Here is a 3,950-nt window from a genome sequence, read left to right on the forward strand (position 1 = left end):
GATATTTTAATCTCATATTCGCGAATAAATGATTCTTCATTTTCAAAATCATTTTCAGATAAGAATTTAGTTTTACATTGCAATTCTTTAAGTTTATTAAATCTAAAAGGAATTGTTAAGCTATCATCTTTGACAGTCTCATTTTGTTTAGCATTTCGGAATCTTATTTCTGTTTTTACATTTCCAGATACATTTACCTCTAAATTCATTTCTTTATTTAATTCGGGAGATTTTCCTTTTTGACAAGAAGCAATCAAAACGAATAATAAGAATTGAGATATTTTCATCTTTTTAAGATTAAGGTTGTCGAAACTTGCTGCTAACTCGTTTATACCCGCTACAAATTAACGACGATACGCCCAAAATTAGATGGATAGTCGCCAATCAGTAGTGTATTATCATCAAATATACTATTTATTTATAATCCTTTAAATCGTCAAACAATCTTTTTATTTATTAAAGATCAAGTAGTAGCCACTGCACTTTTGCCCGTTTTAAAAAACAATCAAAAGCAATTAAATTCAAAGCGTACTTATTAATTTTTTTTATTTTTATAAAAAAATTTAACCATGCAATCCACCGCTTTAACCCCCGACCAATACATCAACGAACTTCCGGACGACCGAAAGCAAACCATGCAACAACTGCGAGAAGTAATACTAAAGAACATCCCCAAAGGCTTTGAAGAACGAATGGGGTATGGCATGCTGGGTTACTCGGTACCGCATTCTATTTATCCGGCAGGTTACCACTGCAACCCAAAAGATCCGTTGCCGTTTTTCGGACTCGCTTCACAGAAAAACACCATCAATGTCTACCATATGGGGATGTATGCCCGTCAAGACTTGTACGATTGGTTTGTAGCAGAATATCCCAAACATGTAAAAGCCAAGTTAGACATGGGAAAGAGCTGCATCCGTTTTAAAAAACCGGAGCACATTCCGTTGGAGTTAATCGGGGAGTTGCTCCAAAAAATGTCGGTACAAGACTGGATTGCCTTGTATGAAAAAGAAATCAAAAAGGGGTAAAGAGTTGTGAAAATGGGCATAATACTGTATTTTTACCATTCAATACCAATCCATGAAAGAGTTACTTAAAAAAACCTACGGTTTTATATTTGAAGATGCCCTGATTGATGAAATTGCCGAAGTTTCCTTGTTGCGTGATTTCAAAGAAGGCGATGTTTTAATAGACTTTGGCGACTACATTAAAAAAATGCCTTTGCTTATTGAAGGTGCCATTAAAATACTTCGGGAAGATTTTGATGAAGGCGAATTGTTATTGTACTTTATTGAAAAAGGAGATACGTGTGCCATGACCATGGCGTGTTGCATGGGTGAAACCAAAAGTGAAATACGTGCCATTGCCGAAACCAAAGGGACCGTCATTATGATACCCGTTCATAAGATGGAAGAGTGGTTGGGTAAATACAAAAGTTGGCGGAACTATGTATTTAACAGCTACAACAACCGTTTAAAAGAAATGCTCTCCGCTATTGACAATTTGGCGTTTATGAACATGGACGAACGATTAGTAAATTATTTGTCCGAAAAATCGAAGATCAATCATTCCAAAGAAATTCATGCCACCCATCAGGAGATTGCGTATGATTTACATACCTCCCGTGTGGTGGTCTCCCGCTTACTCAAAGCATTGGAAAATGAAGGAACCATCCGTTTGCACAGAGCTTCCATTGAACTGCTGAAGTAATTGGTTACTCTTCTTCTTTTACGATATCTTCTAAGCCTTTTGAGTTTGTATGTAAATGTAAATCCTGCTGTGGAAAAGGAATGACGATGCTGTTTTCTTTCAAAGCTACATCAATGCCCATAATTAAATCACTTTTCACATCGTTGCCGTAATTAAAATGAGGTACCCAATACTTCACAGCAATACCAATCGAGCTTTCGTTAAAATTGGTAAACCAAATCATAGGTTCGGGGTTTTTGAGCACCAAAACATGTGCTTGCACCACTTTCAAAATTACTTGCTGAGCGATTTTTAAGTCTGTTCCATACGCCACACCTACACTAATTTCGTAGCGTCGTTTGGCACTGCCCATCGTCCAATTGGTTAAATGCTGACTCAGCAAATCACCGTTGGGAATAATAACTTCTGCACCGTCATAGGTAGTGACCACGCTGCTGCGAATGCCAATGGATTTCATCTGACCGGTTTGTCCGCCTACTTCTACAATATCATCCAGATTTACGGGCTTTTCAAAAGCAATAATTACTCCACTCACCAGGTTGTTGACTAAGGTTTGCAAACCAAAACCGATACCTACACCCAAGGCACTAATGATAATCGTAAAGCGATCCATCGGAATTCCGGCAGATGTGAAAGCAATCAAGATGCCAATGGTGATAATCAATATTCGGATGAGTAACAACCAGCTGCCAATTTTGTTGGGTTTGCCATTCGAGTGGTTTCTTTGTTTATCTGAGGCCAAAAACGAAACTATTTTTGATAAAAATGTTGCAATGACAATGACTGCAAAGAATATGGTCACACTTTCAAAGGTAAAGGTGAAATCGCCAATGCTTCGTTCTTTTGAATAGCTATCTTCAAAAGGTTTCAACAGTGTTTGGTACCAATAGGTGTTGCGGTTAACCAATACTAACCAAGCGATGAAAAACAAAACCGTATAACCTTTATTGATGGAGTACAATTGCATACTGGTAAAGCTTATTTTTTTCTCATCTTCTGTGTCACTAATATAACCGGAGAATAATGCCATATCATTAATTATATGAAACGTACTGAGTAAACTCACCGCTATTAAAATATTGTAAATGCCCAGAGTCATAAAAAATTTAGAAATATTATAATTACCAAACAGCAAAAAAACAATGGCGATGACTTCCAATACTATCATTAATACAATAATCCAAAGCAGTAAACTGCTGTCCCATCTATGTCGGTAGATATAGGAGTATACACCGAAGGCAATCGCAGCAATACCTACTAACAAAATAAACCATGATTCTATGGCTGATTTCAATATGATGGCTTGCAAACAAATGGCTATAAGTGTAAAAATATACATGATGATCCAAAATCGTTGGTAGTAAACAGTGGTAGTCTCTCTGAATAAGAAAATTAGAGAGAAACCGATAATCGCCCATAAAATACCTGAAATAATAAAAGGCGGCTGCGACATAAAAAATTGAAACAATGTCAAGGTTACTACTAAAGTAGAGGCAAAGGGATACCTAAGAATTTGCACCGGATATTTGAATTTCTGTAGTAATTCCGATTTAATGTATTTCCGTTTGAGTACATTTAAATACAACCAAATTGCTAAGATTGTCAACAGCAACATCGCAAAAATCAGTTCGTGATTAAAAATATAGAAGAGAACCAACAAAGTTTCTTTTTTAAACGAATACACTAAATTGGATTTGAAGTCGAGAGAATTTGAACCTTTTTTAAAGAGGCTTTCATGTTTGACAAACAGATCGTTTACTTCTGCTTTCCTTAAATTTTCTACTTCAATGATATCTGATTCTACACTATATTTGAATTTAGTGCCTAGTATTTGCAGTTTATGAATACTGTCTAATGCATTTTTTAGGCGTAGGTGTAAGGATTTGTAGTTATTGTCAACCGTCATAAAGCGATTAAAATAAATCATTTTTGATACGGAATCCACGGGAGACAAATACAATTCTTTGCTGGTAAATAAGGAGTCAATTTTATTTTGTATGCCACCAAGAGCCTTATTATTGCCGTTTATTTTGACCAATTGCGATTCGATTCGATTGGAAATTTCATTTAGTAACAGACTCGTAACAGTTAGGTTTCGATACGTTAAATACCTACTGTCATTTTCAAAAAGACCAACTAAAGCTACTTTTTTTATTTCGATTTCATATTCTAATTCTTTGGTAAATCCCTTGTAGTCAATCCCTTTTTTGATCGTGTTTTCGGCATTTTGAATTTCAAAA

Annotated in this window: 4 protein-coding genes; 2 read left to right on the forward strand and 2 right to left on the reverse strand. The window is 35.7% G+C overall.

Features of this window, described 5'->3' with window-relative positions; translation table 11 throughout:
- On the reverse strand, nt 1–287 hold a 287-nt coding region (locus tag ACIQ2S_RS11945; protein ID WP_396176289.1), incomplete at its 3' end, for a hypothetical protein.
- Nucleotides 288–569: 282 nt separating this feature from the next.
- Between ACIQ2S_RS11945 and ACIQ2S_RS11950 the strand changes: the two genes are divergently transcribed.
- Both ACIQ2S_RS11950 and ACIQ2S_RS11955 read left to right on the forward strand, forming a co-directional pair.
- A complete protein-coding gene (locus ACIQ2S_RS11950) occupies nt 570–1,028 on the forward strand; it encodes a DUF1801 domain-containing protein (RefSeq protein ID WP_396176291.1) in 459 nt (152 codons plus the stop codon).
- A 52-nt stretch (nt 1,029–1,080) separates the two neighbouring features.
- On the forward strand, nt 1,081–1,710 hold the full coding sequence (locus ACIQ2S_RS11955) for a Crp/Fnr family transcriptional regulator (protein ID WP_396176293.1): 630 nt from the start codon (nt 1,081–1,083) through the stop codon (nt 1,708–1,710).
- Between the two features lie 4 nt (nt 1,711–1,714).
- Here ACIQ2S_RS11955 and ACIQ2S_RS11960 read toward each other — a convergent pair.
- Nucleotides 1,715–3,950 (reverse strand): mechanosensitive ion channel domain-containing protein (locus ACIQ2S_RS11960; RefSeq protein ID WP_396176295.1); only part of this gene is annotated, 2,236 nt, incomplete at its 5' end.

The organism is Flavobacterium sp., assembly GCF_044371705.1.
GTDB lineage: Bacteria > Bacteroidota > Bacteroidia > Flavobacteriales > Flavobacteriaceae > Flavobacterium.

Bases quoted from the DNA above. Each gene is read 5' to 3' on its own strand.
- ACIQ2S_RS11955 (WP_396176293.1), top strand. From the start codon at position 1,081: ATGAAAGAGTTACTTAAAAAAACCTACGGTTTTATATTTGAAGATGCC.
- ACIQ2S_RS11950 (WP_396176291.1), top strand. From the start codon at position 570: ATGCAATCCACCGCTTTAACCCCCGACCAATACATCAACGAACTTCCG.